Source organism: Streptosporangium sp. NPDC003464, from assembly GCF_053588315.1.
The window spans coordinates 1-13,474 of record NZ_JBSFPS010000268.1; the positions used below are offsets into that span (position 1 = coordinate 1).

At 72.5% G+C, this 13,474-nt stretch carries 10 protein-coding genes; 3 read left to right on the top strand and 7 right to left on the bottom strand.

Annotated features, from left to right (window positions below):
* Positions 1-120 precede the first annotated feature (120 nt).
* The 5 genes from ACWDS7_RS39255 to ACWDS7_RS39275 form a co-directional block, all read right to left on the bottom strand.
* Entirely contained in the window at positions 121-1,122 is a 1,002-nt protein-coding gene (locus ACWDS7_RS39255) for an aliphatic sulfonate ABC transporter substrate-binding protein (RefSeq protein WP_451933395.1), read from the bottom strand.
* The gene (locus ACWDS7_RS39260) at positions 1,119-1,904 is read right to left on the bottom strand and encodes an ABC transporter ATP-binding protein (RefSeq protein WP_451933404.1); all 786 of its coding nucleotides are present in this window, start codon (positions 1,902-1,904) and stop codon (positions 1,119-1,121) included. The genes ACWDS7_RS39255 and ACWDS7_RS39260 overlap by 4 nt, the downstream gene beginning before the upstream one ends.
* Before the next feature lie 5 nt (positions 1,905-1,909).
* Entirely contained in the window at positions 1,910-2,719 is an 810-nt protein-coding gene (locus ACWDS7_RS39265) for an ABC transporter permease (protein WP_451933396.1), read from the bottom strand.
* 1 nt (position 2,720) lies between these two features.
* Positions 2,721-4,226, bottom strand: a complete 1,506-nt coding sequence (locus ACWDS7_RS39270; protein ID WP_451933397.1) for a sulfatase-like hydrolase/transferase — start codon at positions 4,224-4,226, stop codon at positions 2,721-2,723.
* Between the two features lie 174 nt (positions 4,227-4,400).
* Positions 4,401-5,588 (bottom strand): ROK family protein, encoded by a 1,188-nt coding sequence (locus ACWDS7_RS39275; protein ID WP_451933398.1) that lies wholly within the window; start codon positions 5,586-5,588, stop codon positions 4,401-4,403.
* Positions 5,589-5,904: 316 nt separating this feature from the next.
* On the opposite strand from ACWDS7_RS39275, the gene ACWDS7_RS39280 reads away from it, so the two are divergent.
* Positions 5,905-8,364, top strand: coding sequence for a family 20 glycosylhydrolase (locus ACWDS7_RS39280; protein ID WP_451933399.1), 2,460 nt, complete (start codon positions 5,905-5,907; stop codon positions 8,362-8,364).
* 6 nt (positions 8,365-8,370) lie between these two features.
* Here ACWDS7_RS39280 and ACWDS7_RS39285 read toward each other — a convergent pair whose 3' ends face one another.
* Complete coding sequence (locus tag ACWDS7_RS39285; RefSeq protein WP_451933400.1) at positions 8,371-9,567, bottom strand: MFS transporter; 1,197 nt, start codon at positions 9,565-9,567, stop codon at positions 8,371-8,373.
* A gap of 162 nt (positions 9,568-9,729) precedes the next feature.
* On the opposite strand from ACWDS7_RS39285, the gene ACWDS7_RS39290 reads away from it, so the two are divergent.
* On the top strand, positions 9,730-10,662 hold the full coding sequence (locus tag ACWDS7_RS39290; protein ID WP_451933401.1) for a phosphotransferase enzyme family protein: 933 nt from the start codon (positions 9,730-9,732) through the stop codon (positions 10,660-10,662).
* A gap of 192 nt (positions 10,663-10,854) precedes the next feature.
* Here ACWDS7_RS39290 and ACWDS7_RS39295 read toward each other — a convergent pair whose 3' ends face one another.
* On the bottom strand, positions 10,855-11,685 hold the full coding sequence (locus ACWDS7_RS39295) for a TetR/AcrR family transcriptional regulator (RefSeq protein WP_451933402.1): 831 nt from the start codon (positions 11,683-11,685) through the stop codon (positions 10,855-10,857).
* 67 nt (positions 11,686-11,752) lie between these two features.
* Here ACWDS7_RS39295 and ACWDS7_RS39300 point away from each other — a divergent pair, with 67 nt between their 5' ends.
* Positions 11,753-13,453 (top strand): right-handed parallel beta-helix repeat-containing protein, encoded by a 1,701-nt coding sequence (locus ACWDS7_RS39300; RefSeq protein ID WP_451933403.1) that lies wholly within the window; start codon positions 11,753-11,755, stop codon positions 13,451-13,453.
* The last annotated feature ends 21 nt before the right edge of the window (positions 13,454-13,474 follow it).

Here is a 13,474-nt window from a genome sequence, read left to right on the forward strand (position 1 = left end):
CGCCGGGGCCTTCTCGCTGTCACCGCAGCGTCCTACCATCGTGGTGGGTTGATTCACCCCCGCGCAGGGGCCGGGGCCGGGGCCGCGGCGGCCGCCCCGGCCGACCGGGGCCGCCCGGCGTCATCCGGAGGCGGCCGAGCGGTACAGGTCAGCGGTGTAGTAGGTGGCGGGGTCGGGCGATTCGGTCAGCTTACCCATGGTGACGAAGATGTCGGCCAGGCCCTTGTACCAGCCGGCGACCGATCCGTCCTCGGTCAGCCTGGCCAGCTCGGCGGTAGGAAGGATCTTGGTGACGGCGGAGGCGCCCTTGAACTGCTCGGCGGGGGCCTTGACGAACGCCGCGGTGAGCTGCTCGGCCTCGGCGGTGTGGGCCGCGACCCAGTCGTTGGCCTCCTGGATGACCTTGAGCACCTTGGTGACCGTCGCCGGGCCGTCCTTGACCAGGTCGTTGCGGGCGACGAAGGAGCTGGGGAAGCTGAGCTCGGGGTAGTAGTCCTCACTCTTGGTCAGCTCGACCAGGTCGGGGGCGTTCTTCCTGATGGTGTCGATCAGCGGGTACCAGATGGCCGCGGCGTCGATCTGCCCGGAGGAGAAGGCGGTGACCACCGTGCTCGGGTCCATGTTGACCTTCTCGACGTCCTTGCCGGTCAGTCCCGCCTTCTTGAGCGCGAGCTCCAGGATCATGTCGCCGGAGGTCCCCTCGGGCACGCCGATCCGCCTGCCCTTCAGCCCCGCGACGGAGGTGATGCCGGAATCGGCGTGGGTGATGACGCGGTCGGCCTGGCCGAGCATGTTGGGCGCGATGATGCGGGCTCTGCCGCTGGCCGGCAGCCAGGCCGCGCCGGAGCCGATGTAGCCGAAGTCGATGTCACCGGAGCCGAGGGCCTGGATCTGCAGGGGACCGTTGGTGAAGACCTTCAGCTCGGGCTCCAGGCCGTGCTTGGCCCACAGTCCCTGCTTGTCGGCCGCGGCGAGTACGGCGGCGCCGGAGAAGTCGGCGATGTAGCCGAAACGCACCTTCTCCGCCCCCGCTCCGTCGGCGGACGAGCCGCAGGCGGCGACGGGGAGCACAAGGGCCAGCACGGCGGTGAGGACCGTGGCCAGCCTGCGGGGACGCCTCATGGTGAGGTCCTTTCCAGGGGGGCGGGCTGATGGTAGACGGAGTGCCAGACCTGCCCGCGGAGCTCGGCGAACTCCGCCGACAGCCGGATCTCCTCCGTGCGCGGGTAGGGGAGGTCCACCTCGATGACGCGGTGGACGCGGCCGGGGCGGGCGGCCATGACGATCACCCGGTTGGCCAGGTAGACCGCCTCGTCCACGTCGTGGGTGATGAACAGCACCGTGCGCCGTTCCCGGCTCCAGGTGTCCAGGAGCCGGTCCTGGAGCTGCACCCGGGTGAGCGCGTCCAGGGCGCCGAAGGGCTCGTCCATCAGCAGGATGGTGGGGTCGACCGCGTAGGCGCGGGCGATGGCGCAGCGCTGCTTCATGCCGCCCGACAGCGTCTTGGGGAGCGCGTCGGCGAAGTCGGTGAGCCCGACCACGTCGATGAAGTACTGTGCTCTGGCGCGCCGCTCGGCCGCGCCGACTCCGGCGATCTTCAGACCGAACTCGACGTTCTTGCGGACGCTCATCCAGGGGAAGAGCGCGTACTGCTGGAAGATCACTCCGCGCTGCGGGCTCGGTCCGCGCACCGGGACCCCGTCGACCAGCACCGAGCCCTCGGCGGGCTCCAGCAGGCCGGCCGCGACGTTCATCAGCGTGCTCTTGCCGCAGCCCGAAGGCCCGACGACGGTGACGAACTCGCCGTCGGCGATGTCCAGATCGACGCGGTCGAGCGCGGCGAAGTCGCTTCCGCCGAGGTCGAACCGGTGCGAGATCCCGCGGAACTCGATCTTGGGAGCCACCGCGTTCACCTCCGTTCCTGCCAGCTCGTCAGGCGACGTTCCGCGAGCAGCAGGGCGCGGTCCATGACGAGCCCGACGAGGCCGATGACGATCAGTTGGACGAAGATCGTGGGAAGGTCGTAGTAGAGCTGGGCCTGCTGCATCCGGTAGCCCAGCCCCTCCTGCGCGGCGATCAGCTCGGCGGCGACCACCGTGGCCCAGGAGGCGCCCAGGCCGATGCGCATGCCCACGAGGATGAACGGGGTGGAGGCCGGCACCACGACCCCGGTGAAGACCGTGCGGTCCCTGGCGCCGAGCACCCGGGCGGCGTTGATCAGGGTGGAGTCGACCGAGACCACCCCCTGGAAGGTGGAGACCACCGACGACAGGAACGAGGCCAGGAAGATCACGAAGATCTTGGGGGTCTCCCCGATGCCCATGAGCACGATGGCGAGCGGGATGATCGCCAGTGGCGGCACCATGCGGAAGAACTGCAGCCAGGGCTCGACCAGCCCGCGCACGGGCCGGTACCAGCCCATCAGGAACCCGACCGGTACGGCCAGCGCCACGCCGAGCACGAAACCGGTCAGGACCCGGCGCAGGCTGGCCAGCAGATCACCGGGCAGCGTGCCGTCGCCGATCGACTGCACGGCGCGCTCGACGACCGCGACCGGCCCGGGGAAGCCCTGGATCCCGCTGCCCGCCAGGACCACCCACACCAGCAGCCCCAGGATGCCCGACCCCGCGGTGAGCGCCAGCGTCGAGCGGGTCCCGCCCCCGCTCCGCCCCGCCTCGGGCGAGGTCCGCGCGGCGGACCGCTTCTGCACGGCGGTCATCTCAGGCCACCTCGTCGGCGACGCCGTCGACGTCGGGGGCGCGCTCCCCGCCGATGTCGGCCATGTAGCTCATCCAGGTGTAGGCGGGGTCACCGCGGCGCAGCAGCTCCTGATAGAGCCGCGCCGTCAGGTCGCGCCGCACTCCGGCGTAGGCGGGCGCCTCGTAGACGTTGTGCAGCTCGTGCGGGTCGGCCTCCAGGTCGTAGAGCTCGTGCACGCTCTCGGGGTTGAACACCAGCTTGTGGCCGCGGTCCCTGAGCATGCGCTGGGAGTAGGGGAAGTGGTGGCCGTGGAACTCGGCGACCACCTGTGACCGCCCGTCCACCCGCTCCCCGTTGACCAGCGGGAGCAGGCTCCGGCCGTCGCAGGGCTCCTGCGGGGGCAGCCCGGCCAGGTCGAGGACCGTCGGGTTGAGGTCGATCAGCGTGGCGAACTCGTCGACGACCTGCGGCGGCGCGCCGGGGACGCGGACGATGCCGGGGATGCGGTAGATGTCCTCATACATCGCCGGCCCCTTGTCGTTGAGCCGGTGGGCGCCGGTGAACTCGCCGTGGTCGGCGGTGAACACCACCGCGGTCTCCTCCCACAGGCCCAGCTCTCGCAGCGCGCCGAGCAGGCGGCCGACCTGGTCGTCGATCATCGTGACGTAGCCCCAGTAGACCGCGATCAGTTTGCGCCAGGCGTCGGCGTCGAAGTGGTCGGCCGACCAGTATTCGGCGTAGCGGCGCTGCACGTCCGGCTTGCCGGCGAAGGTCTCGGCCATCGAGGCGGGCAGCGGCACCAGCTCGGGGTCGTACATGTCGTAGTACTCGTCGGGGATCAGGTACGGCAGGTGCGGGCCGTACCAGTGGCAGGAGAGCACGAAGCGGCGGCCGCCGTCGTGGAAGTCGCGGGCGTAGCGTTCCAGCAGCTCCAGCGTGCGGTCGGTCAGGAACGCCTCGACGGTCGCCTCGGCCGGCTGCCCGAGCCGGCCGGCGATCAGGTGGCCGCGTCCGGAGTCGTTGGGCGCCCGGCCGAAGACGGCCTCGCGCACCGCGAAGGGCGGATGGCCGTGCTCCTTGAGCCAGCGCTCGTAGGAGGGGTGGTGGAAGGGGTTGAGCGCGCCCGGCAGGTGTTCGCCGTCCATGTCGTAGAACTCGGGGCCGCGCTCACGGCCGATGTGCCACTTGCCGACGTGGCCCAGGTTGTAGCCTGCGGCCAGCAGCGGCGCCGACAGGACGGGGTGGCCGTCGGCGACCTCGTCGCGGGCGCCGCCGTTGCGCTCGGGGTTGACCAGCAGACCGTGCCTGAAGGGGTGCAGGCCGGTGAACAGCGACGCCCGCGCGGGGGTGCAGATCGCCGTCGGCGTGTAGAAGCGGTCGAAGCGGGCGCCCTCCGCGGCCAGACCGTCCAGTGCCGGCGTGCGCGCCACGGGGTTGCCATAGCAGCCGAGGGTGTCGACCCGATGCTGGTCTGTCATCAGGAAGAGGACGTTGCGTGGGGTGGTCACACTCTCTCCGATCATCATTTATTCCCAAGGCTTTACATTAATGACCGGGAAAGGGTGCGGCAAGAGGCAGGACATGATCCTTTGCAGCGACCGTCCACCCGGATGGCACCTGCTCAGCCCGGGGCGGACCCGCCCGAAGAGACGCACGGCGGCCCGGGGCGGGGGCGTGGATCTTCCGGAGGGTGGCGGAAATCAGCCGCTGGCGGGGCGCAGATGCGCGGGGATCGTGGGCTCCTCGTGGAGCAGGAGGGCGATGGCGCCCATGGCCGAGGCGTTCACGCCGAGATCGGCGGGTGTCACCTCGATGGCGCGGGAGGAGTTCGGCAGGGAGAGCCGGGCGATCGCGGCGCGGATCGGCTCCAGGACCAGGCTGCCGAGCGAGGCGAGCTCACCGCCCACCACCACGCGCTCGGGATCGAGCTGGACCACGGTGTCGGCCAGGATCCGCCCCAGGTCGGCGGCGGCCGCGGCGATCAGCTCGCACACCTCGGGGACCCGGTCCTGCGCCGCGCCGACCAGCGCGTCGAGGTCGGCGAGGCGGACGCCCCGCGCCGCGCAGGACTCCAGCAGCGCCCGGCCGCCGATACGCCGCTCCAGGCAGCCCCGGCTGCCGCAGTGGCAGGCGGGGCCGTCGGGGTCCAGCGAGACGTGGCCGATCTCCCCCGCCGCGCCGTGCGCGCCCCGCACGAGCCGGCCGCCCACGATGAACCCGCCCCCCACCCCGACCGACCAGCGCACGTAGACCATGTCGTCGACCGACCGGGCCGCGCCCCAGGTGTTCTCGGCCAGCGCCGCCAGCCTGGCGTTGTTGTCGACCGCGACGCGCACGCCGAACTCCCGCTCCAGGCGCTCGGTGACCGGTGTGTAGCGCGCGGGCACGATGCCCGCGGGCAGGGCCGGGTCGTCCATGACCCCGACGAGGCCCAGCCCGATCGCCTCCAGCGCGCCGAGGCGCACCCCCCGCTCCCCGATCACCCGCCGGATCAGCCGCACCGCGGCCTCCGCCTGCTCGGTGACGCCGGCGTCCTCGGGGACGTCCTCCATGCCGGTGGCGATGATCTGGTGCGAGACGTTGGCCACGGCCAGGTGGACCCGGTGGCGGGCCAGGTCGAGGCCGACGAGCTGGCCCGCCTCCGGGCTGAGCGCCACAAGCGTCGCGGGGCGGCCGCGCCCGCGCGCGCCGGAGACGGGCGCCTCGACCTCGACGACCGCGCCCCGCTCGACCATCTCGGAGATGATCGCGAACAGCGTGGTGCGGGACAGGCCGGTACGATTGATCAGCTCGGTACGGCTCAGCGCCCCCGATGAGCGCAGCGCGTCGAGCACCGCCTCCTCGTGCACCCGGCGGAGTCGCTGCAGCGCGTCGGTGGGCCTGGTCATGGAGCCATGATGGCGCCCCCGGACCAATATAGTCAACTCTTCGGAATAAATGACGTCAAGAGGCACCCGGCCTGGGATGCCGGGCCACCGGCTCCCACCCCCTCGATATTTTCCGACCCGTTGATGGAAAGACGCCCGCACTGGCAGCCGGCCGCCCTCCGGGCAGGGAGCGCCCCAGAATCTGGACCACCAGCCGACCCATTTATGTCCGAAGCATTGACGTAATAGGGTGCGGCGCTCACACTCTGGCGTTACCGAGTGCCACATCGGAAGCACGCCCGGCCGGTACCGGGCGGATGCCGCGAAGGAGCCCCCCATGCCGGATGCCCTGTCCCGTCCCCCCTTGCGGCCGCGACGCCGCCCGATCTCCGCCGCCCTGCCTGCCCTGCTCACCGCAGCTCTCCCGGCGCTGCTCGCCGCGACGCTGCTCGCGCCACCGGGCGCCGCACAGGCGTCCGCCACCTCCCCCACCCCGGTCAACCTGGCCCTGGCCGGCACGGCCACCGCCTCCAGCGTCGAACTCGACCGCGACGACTTCGTCGCGGCGCACGTCAACGACGGCGCCCCGGGCACCCGCTGGTCGTCGAAGTATCAGGACGACAACTGGGTGCAGGTCGCGCTGGCCAGGCCGGCCGCGGTCGACCATGTCAAGATCTCCTGGCCCAACGCCTGCGCCCGTGAGTTCGTCCTGCAGACCTCGGCCGACGGCACCACCTGGACCGACGTCGCCGACCTGCGGCGCGACACCTGTCCCCGGACCGACGTCATAGAGGTGAGGTCCAAGGACCCGGTGTCCTTCGTCCGGATGCAGGGACGCCAGCGCTGGGCGGCCTACGGATACTCGGTCTCGGAGTTCGAGATCTGGGACCGCCCGGCCGCGCCGCCCGAGCCGACGCTCGGCCTGCTGCCCGAGCCGGTGTCGGTCCAGGAGCACGGCGGCACGCCGTTCACCCTGCACGCCAACACCCGCATCGTCGCCCTCGGCGACGGCGCGAAGGCGCCGGCGGAGTATCTGGCCGGTGTGCTCCGCCGGTCGACCGGGCACCGCCTGCCCGTCGCCGGCCGGGGATGGGGACCCGCGCCGATCGTCATCGACGTCGGGCCGGGGAAGGGGCCCGCCGGTCACGAGGCCGAGGGGTACACGCTCACCGCCACCGCCGACCGCGTCAGGATCGGCGCCGCCACGCCCAACGGCGCGCTCAACGGCGTGCAGACGCTGCGCCAGCTGCTGCCCCAGTGGGTGGAGTCCGACACCGTCGTCGCCGCCGACTGGACGGTGCCCGCGGTGACGATCACCGACTACCCGCGCTTCGAGCACCGCGGCGTGATGCTCGACGTCGCCCGCAGCTTCTACCCCGTGGAGGAGGTCAAGGCCACCATCGACACCGCGGCGCAGTTCAAGATCAACCGCCTCCATCTGCACCTGACCGACGACCAGGGGTGGCGCATCGCGATCGACGACCCGCGGGACAACCCGTCCGGCATCGACTACGGCCTGCTCACCGGGGTGAGCGGCGCCACCGCGATGACGTACGACGCCAGTGGCCGGCTGATGGGCACCGAGCTGGGCATCACCGGCCACTACACGAAGGCCGACTACGCCGAGATAGTCCGTCACGCCGCCGAGAACGGCATGACGGTGATCCCCGAGATCGACATGCCGGGCCACACCAACGCCGCGCTGCACGCGATCCCGCAGCTCAACACCCCCGGTGCCCGGCCACGGCCGCAACCGGGGCAGGCGACCGTGCCGCACAACGGCACCGGCTCGGTCGGCTACTCGTCGTTCGACGCCGGCAGCGACGTGACGTACGAGTTCGTCAGGCACGTCCTCACCCAGATCGCCGAGATGACCCCGGGGCCGTATCTGCACATCGGTGGTGACGAGGCGCATGTCACCGACCACGCCGACTACACGACGATGGTCGACGCGTTCACGCGGGACGTCGCCTCCCTCGGCAAGACCGTCGTCGGCTGGAACGAATACGCCGGGACCGCGCTCCCGCAGGGCAAGGCCGTCGTCCAGTTCTGGAACGGCAACCGCAGCGCCGTGGCCGCGGCGGTGAACAACCGCGGCGCCAAGGTGATCCTCTCCCCCGCGGCCAACACCTACGTGCCGCAGAAGCAGGACTCCCGCCAGCCTCAGGGCGGCACGTGGGCGTGCGGCGGGCCGTGCGGGCTGGACCGCCACTACAACTGGGATCCCGGCACGTTCGTCCCCGGCATCCAGGAGAGCAGCGTGCTGGGCGTCGAGTCGGCCCTGTGGGGGGAGTTCATCCGGCGCGTCGGGCAGGCGCAGTACTACAGCTTCCCGCGGGTCATCGCCACGGCCGAGGTCGGCTGGAGCCCGCAGTCGCGGCGCGATTACGGCGACTTCACCACGCGCCTGTCCAAGGCCGGCGGCCGGCTGACGGTCCAGGGGACGAACTTCTTCCCCACCGCCGACGTCGCCTGGCGGATGGACGTGCTCGGCGCGCCGACGACCGCCAGGAGCGGCGAGCCGGCCCGGGCCACCTGGACCGTCACCGCTCCGGGACACGCGTCCGGTGACCTCGCGGCCACCGTCACCTGGAGCGACGGGATGGAGGAGGACGTAGCGCTGACGACCGCGCGTCCGGCGAGCATCCCCGGCATGCAGGTCAACGACGCGTTCACCGCGGAGTCCGGACGCGTCTTCGACCAGCCGGGGAAGTACACCGGGACGCTCTCGGTCCGCGTGCCCGGCCGCTCACCGGTCGAAGGGCGGCTGACCGTCACCGTCGGCGACCACGACTGACGGCGATCAGTCCCGTACGGCCCGGCCGGCGGCGGCGGTCAGCACCATGAGGACCGCGACCGCGCCGCCGAGCACCATGACGGCCGACGGGGAGGCGGCGTCCACCACGACACCTCCGAGCAGGGCACCGATGGCGATGGTGGCCTGGAAGGACGAGGTGAACAGGATGGAGGCCGCCTCCGTCGCGTGCGGCGCCGAGGTGGCGAACCAGATCTGCGAGCAGACCGGGACGGCGCCGTAGGCCAGCCCCCACACGACGAGCAGCACGACCGCGCCGATGTCTCCCGTGCCGAGGACCGGCAGCAGCAGGGTCGCGCCGGCGAGCATGCAGCCGCTGGTGATGAAGGTGGCCCGCAGGCGGCGGGTCACCGTCACGCCCGCGACGAAGTTGCCGACGATGCCAGCCACGCCGTACACGAGCAGGAACACGGTGATCAGGTCGGGGCTCACCCCGGTGACCTGCCGAAGGAAAGGGGTCACATAGGTGTAGGTGCCGAAATGGGCCGTCACTATGAGAACCGTCAGAACGAGCCCGACCCGGACGCCGGGACTGCGGAACAGGCCGCCGAGGACCTTCAACCGCGTCACCTGGACGGCGGGCAGCGGCGGCACCAGCACGATCAGCGCGAGGAGCACCCCCAGCGCCAGCACCCCCATGACGACGAAGGCCGTCCGCCAGCCCGCGAGATGCCCGATGAAGGTGCCCGCGGGCACCCCGAGCACGGATCCCAGCGGGACGGCGGAGAAGATCACCGCGGTCGCGGTGCCGGCCTGCCCCGCCGGCACCAGCCGTCCGGCGAGACCGGCGCCGATCGACCAGAAGCCGCCGATGACCAGCCCGACCAGGACCCGGGAGACCACCATGACCCAGTAGGCCGGCGCGGCGGCCGCGAGGAAGTCGGCGACCGCCAGCAGGAGCATCAGGGCGCACAGCATCAGGCGCCGGTCGAGCCGTCCGGTCGCGACGGTGACCACCGGGGCGGCGACCGCGGCCAGGACGCCGGGGACCGTCATCATCAGGCCCGCCGCGCCGTCGGAGACGTCGAAGCTGGACCCGATGGGCGTCAGCAGGCCGATCGGCAGGATCTCGGCGGTGACGATCGAGAAGATCCCCAACATCACCGAGACGACGGCCAGCCAGCCGATCAGTGGTGATCGCGCCGGAGCGGCGGCAGGGGAGGTAGGAGAGGTGATTACGGACATGCGCCCAGTCCAGCAGCCGTCGCAGCCGTCGGCTGGCGGGTTTGAGACCTCACCATGGGGGCCGGACGGCCCGGCTCACCGCCCGCCTCGCACCTTCTGGAGGCGGGCGGAGAGCCGTCCTCACGGACGGATGCCGCGGGCGGATCCGGTTAGGGTGCTCTCATGATCTACGCAGAGACCCCGCTGACCGATGCCGTACGGCGGGCCGTCGCCGAGGTGTGGGGGGTCCGCGGAGAAGGAGAGCGGCTGCACGGGGGCGAGGAGTCCTCGGCCTACCGGCTCGGCGACCACGTGGTGCGGATCGGCCCCCGGTCGTGGGGCACGGCCGAGGCCGAATGGTGCCACGCGATCGGCCTGCACGCCGCCGCCCGGCTGCCCGAGGCGGTGGCGCCGGTGTCCACCCCCGAGGGCACGACCGTCACGCGGGTCGAGGGCCGTCCGGTCTCGCTCTGGCCGTACGTCGAGGGCACCTGGCCCGATCCCGCGCTGCCCGGGCAGCGCGCGCAGGGCGCGCGGCTGCTGGCCCGGCTCCACGAGGCGCTGGCCACCGCCCGCCCCGGGCCCCGCCCTGTCCCCGCCTACCAGGAGTTCGGCCTGTACGGCGTGCCCGGTGTGCCCGCCGCCGCGGGGACGCCCTCGCCGGAGGGGGCTCAGCACCCCGCCGACCTGCCCGAGCTCGCCGACCCCGGGCTCGATCGCTGGCTGGCGGACTTCCACCGCACTCGTCCGAGACGGCACCCGCTGCACGGTGACTACCACACCGGCAACACGCTGGCCCGCGACGGCGTGATCCGGGCCGTGCTCGACTGGGACGAGGCGTTCGTCGGCGCGCCGGAGGTGGAGCTGGCCGCCGCCGCGATCGAATGGGGTGACGACGGGCCGGGCCCCGCCAAGGAGTTCGTCGACGTCTACCTGGAGGCGGGCGGCACCGCCGGGGAGCTCGACGAGGAGACGCTGGCCCAGCTGATCCGCCACAAGCTGCGCAGGGAGGCCGCCTACTTCCACAGGGCCGTCGCCCGTGGTGTGGTGCACGACGAAGAGGACCGCGACTACCACCGGGACCGGGTCGAGCTGTTCCACCGGCTCCGCCCCTGACCGGCCCCGCCCCGGATCCGCTCTACCCCTGACCGGCCCCGCCCCGGACCCGCCCTGCCCCGTCCCGGCGTAGCTCTGCCCCGTCCCGGCGTGGCTCCGGACCGGACCGACGTGGCTCCGGCGACGGTCACGGCCGTCATGGGCCACAGGCGCCCGCCCCGCGGCGGCGTGCCCGGCGCGCCGGCGGCCCGGTCAGCCCTTGCGCATCCGGTAGGCGCGCTGCCGGCAGGCGCGGGAGCAGTAGTCCCGCGGCCGGCCGGTGGCCGCCGGGGCAACCGGCTTACCGCACACCGCACACCGTTTTTCGTCACGACTTTCGTCACTGGTTCCGTCATGGATGAGAGCCTCGATCCCGTCGAGCACCCGCTGCAGGCCGAACTCGAACGGGTCCAGCGGCGCGTCGTACCCCCCCTCCCGGTAGATGCGGCTCAGCGTCGGATACCGGTCCAGGTGCTGGAAGAGCGAGGCGCGGCCCCCCCACCACTCCTCCTCGCCGACACCGGTGCGCCGCTCGGTCCGCTCGGTCCGCACCACCTGCCGGGCGGCGCTCTCGACGAACCCGCCGACGAGGGTCACCACCGCCACCACCTGCGCGGGCGGCAGTCCGGCCCGCGACGCCGCCGCCAGCGCCCGCTCGAAGCCGGCCACGGCGTTGGGCCCGGGCACCTGCCGCGGCTCCGACGACTCGACCAGCCACGGGTGCCGCAGGTGGCGCGCCAGCCCGTCCCGCGCCCACGCCTCCAGCTCCGCCCGCCAGCCTCCCGCGTGATCGGCACCGGAGTCCCCCGGCCCGCCCAGCACCTCGTCGCGCATGAGGGCGACCAGCTCCGACTTGCCCGGCACATGGCGGTAGAGCGACATGGTGGTGAAGCCCAGCCGCTCGGCGACCCGCCGCATGGAGACCGCGGCCAGGCCCTCCGCGTCGGCCAGTTCGATCGCGGCCCGCACGATCCGCTCCAGGCTGAGGCCGCGCCTGGAGCCCGCCCCCCACAGCAGTTCGGTGCTGCGCTCCGGATCCGCCATCTTGACTCCCCTCCCTGTATATGCTGTATACCAGATGTGTACGCCATACACACGAGAGGAAACCTCGATGCTCTTTGTTGACCCGTCGGGTGACGACTCCGGCCCGGGCACCCCGGAGCGGCCGTTCGCCACACTGGAGCGGGCCCGCGCGGCGGCCGCGCCGGGCACCGTGGTCACCCTCAGGGCCGGCACCTACCGCCTCACCGAGCCGTTCCGGCTGGCCGCCGCCGACTCCGGCGTCGTCTACCAGGCCCACGGCTACGGCACCGCCGCCCAGGAGAAGGTCGTGATCAGTGGCGGCCGGAGGATCACCGGCTGGCGCGAGGGCGCCGGCGGCGTCCGCCTGGCCGAGGTCCCCGGCCTGGCCACCCGCCAGCTCTACGTCTCCGGACGCCGCGCCGTACGGGCCGCCGTCCCCTTGGAACACGGCCTGACCAGGACCGAGACCGGTTACGTCACCGACGACCCCGCGCCCGGCTCCTGGCAGGGCGAGGTGGAGTTCGTCTACCGGGGCGCCTACCCCTGGTCCGAGGCCCGCTGCCAGGTGGCGCGGATCTCCGGGGACGGGCGCTTGACCACCGTCACCATGGCGCAGCCCGCCTTCGGCTGGGCGGCGCGGCTCTACCGGTCGGTCATCACCTGGGACGGCCCGGGCGCCGGGGAGTTCAACGGCGTCGACGCCCCGACCTCCGCCGAGAACAGCCCCGCCTTCCTGACCGAGGGCACCTTCGCGCTGAGCGGCGGCGTCCTGCACTACCTGCCGCTCCCCGGCGAGGACCTCGACGACGTGGTGGCGCCGGTGCTGGAGACGCTGCTGCACGCCCGGGACGTGCACGACGTCGCCTTCCGCGGCATCACCTTCGCCGAGGCGACCTGGCTGCGGCCCAGCACGCCGGAGGGGTTCCTGCACTACCACGGCAACGGCTACCACGACGGCGGCCCGCTGCGGACGGTCACCTTCGCCGAGGGCCAGGGGCAGGTCACGATCCCCGGCGACAGTGCGGCCATGCCCGGCAACGTGATCTTCGAGAACGCCTCGCGGGTCACGCTGGAGGGATGCCGGTTCACCCGGCTGGGCGCGGTCGCGCTGGAGTTCCGCGGCGACGGCACGGGCAACGTGCTGCGCGACAGCGTGGTCGACGAGGTGGCCGGCGGAGGCGTGGTGATCGGCGCGGGGGCGCGCCGCCACCGGGTCGAGAACAACCACATCCACCACGTCGGCCGTGACTACCACGGCTCACCGGCCGTCCTGCTGAGCGGCACCCGCGACACCGTCGTGGCGCACAACCAGGTCAACGACGTGCCGCACGCGGGCATCGTGGTCTACGAGGGGCGCGGCGCCCAGGTGCTGAACAACCTGGTGCACGACACGATGCAGGTGCTGGCCGACGGCGGCGGCATCTACCTGTCCGGCAGCCAGGGCACCTCGCACGCCAGCGGCGCGCTGGTCCGCGGCAACGTCGTCCGCGACACGATCACCCCCTACAACTTCGGCCTCTACACCGACTACGGCGCCGCCTGGGTCACGGTCCAGGGCAACCTCGTCCACCGGGCCGACGCCCCGGTGGTGCTGAACGTCTCGCCGCCGCTGGAGCAGGTGGCGTTCCTCGGCAACTTCTGGGACGCCGATCCCGGCGATCCCCCCGCGGGCGTGACGCTGGCCGGCAACACGACGCTGCCGGACGGGGCGCTCGGCGACGATCCGGCGGTCGCCGACATCGTGGCCGGTGCGGGGCGGAGCGAGCCCCTCCGTTCCGTCACTCCGTAACGGCCCGGCCGGCGCGCGTCC

Coding starts and splice junctions, on each gene's coding strand:
- ACWDS7_RS39290 (WP_451933401.1), top strand. CDS start 9,730: ATGATCTACGCAGAGACCCCGCTGACCGATGCCGTACGGCGGGCCGTC.
- ACWDS7_RS39270 (WP_451933397.1), bottom strand. CDS start 4,226: ATGATGATCGGAGAGAGTGTGACCACCCCACGCAACGTCCTCTTCCTG.
- ACWDS7_RS39275 (WP_451933398.1), bottom strand. CDS start 5,588: ATGACCAGGCCCACCGACGCGCTGCAGCGACTCCGCCGGGTGCACGAG.
- ACWDS7_RS39280 (WP_451933399.1), top strand. CDS start 5,905: ATGCCGGATGCCCTGTCCCGTCCCCCCTTGCGGCCGCGACGCCGCCCG.
- ACWDS7_RS39265 (WP_451933396.1), bottom strand. CDS start 2,719: ATGACCGCCGTGCAGAAGCGGTCCGCCGCGCGGACCTCGCCCGAGGCG.
- ACWDS7_RS39255 (WP_451933395.1), bottom strand. CDS start 1,122: ATGAGGCGTCCCCGCAGGCTGGCCACGGTCCTCACCGCCGTGCTGGCC.
- ACWDS7_RS39285 (WP_451933400.1), bottom strand. CDS start 9,567: ATGTCCGTAATCACCTCTCCTACCTCCCCTGCCGCCGCTCCGGCGCGA.
- ACWDS7_RS39295 (WP_451933402.1), bottom strand. CDS start 11,685: ATGGCGGATCCGGAGCGCAGCACCGAACTGCTGTGGGGGGCGGGCTCC.
- ACWDS7_RS39300 (WP_451933403.1), top strand. CDS start 11,753: ATGCTCTTTGTTGACCCGTCGGGTGACGACTCCGGCCCGGGCACCCCG.